We start from the raw sequence: 1,345 nt of genomic DNA on the forward strand, positions 1-1,345 counted from the left end.
CAGTTGAGTCAGCAGTGAAGGTCGATCCGGTAGCCCGTTTTGTTGCTGGATGGCCACCGAGCAGGCGGCATGCTGGGTAATGGTGTCGCAGCCTGGCTCCCACAGGATCATGGACATTTCCTGGCGGTTAAACTGCACCGGCATTGCGTGATACAGGGTGCCGTGATGTTCGTAGGGTTCGCCTTTCCAGTTAGTGATGCCGGCGACAAATACCGAGAGGCCAACAGGCACGTTGACGAAGGTCAGCGCTGCCCCCCACCCGAAAACGCCAGCCTTGGTGTTCATCCAGGTGCCGGGCACGCTGGGCACCGGGTCGTTGTGGTTGACCATGCGGTGATGCACCAAGTCCTTGGCGCCTTTGGCGAAGTTGGCATCAGCGGCACGGGGGGCGCCGTAGGTGTAGAGCTGGATGTTGTAGTTGAAGCCGGCTCGTCGACGCAGCATTTCGGATAGGAGTAATGCCACTGCGCCTCCCAGGCTGTGGCCGCAGATCAGTAGCTTTTGCCCGGTATAAAATTTGTCGAGGTATTTGACGATGAAGTCGTAGGCTTTCTGCGCTGCCTGGTAAAAACCACGGTGCACCTTGCTGTCAGTGTCTTCAAACGGCACTTGAAACGCATCGGCGTCGCGCAGGCCATCCGCGATGATTTCATAGGTGCCACGTACCGCAATCAGGATCAGCTCATCGTGGTGGGTAATGAAGGCCTGAGTATCGGTACCACCTTGCTTATCGGTATCGTCGAGGAAGTGGATTTTGGCGGGGTGTTCCTGATCTTCACCCAGTACCGGGTCGTTTGCCGTATAGAGATTGGCGTCAAACGGTACGATCTCCAGTCGCTTGGAGTACGGCACATCTTCATACAGTGGGTAATAGGCTGTTGTCTGCGTCGCATCGACTTTCCAAAGCTCATAAAATTTGGCCAGTGCATCCCCGAACCAATTGCCGACACTGGGTTGCAGGGGGAAGCTCACGGTACTGGTTCTGACGGGGTGATCATCGGGATGCTGACCAAAGGGGCAATAGCTCAAGGTGGCCATCAGTGCCAGTTGATAGAGGTTGAGCGCACAGTATTCGGAGTCGGTTGACAGCATGGGGCGCAAGGCCCGCAGCGGGCGCACTTCCAGCACGGTGTGTTGCAACGGCAACAGGGCAATGCCAAGCGCGCCATGTTTACCCATGAGCTTCGCCCGCCCCGTACCGTGTGGGTAATGGCGATAGACCTCAGGAGGCAGGTGCGAGACATGCTTGACCAGATGGCGCACTTCCACCTGAAAATACTCATCCGCGCAGGCTTGTGCGGGGTTTTCTTTGGTGCGGGTGGAGTTTTGGTTCAGGTAGCGGGTT

General features: G+C 57.0%; 1 protein-coding gene. It reads right to left on the reverse strand.

Features of this window, described 5'->3' with window-relative positions; genetic code table 11:
- Positions 1-1,345: lipase family protein (locus AC1DSG_RS31205; protein ID WP_477794300.1), on the reverse strand; the 1,345-nt coding region annotated here is incomplete at both ends.

It is taken from the genome of Pseudomonas sp. P5_A12 (assembly GCF_056400685.1).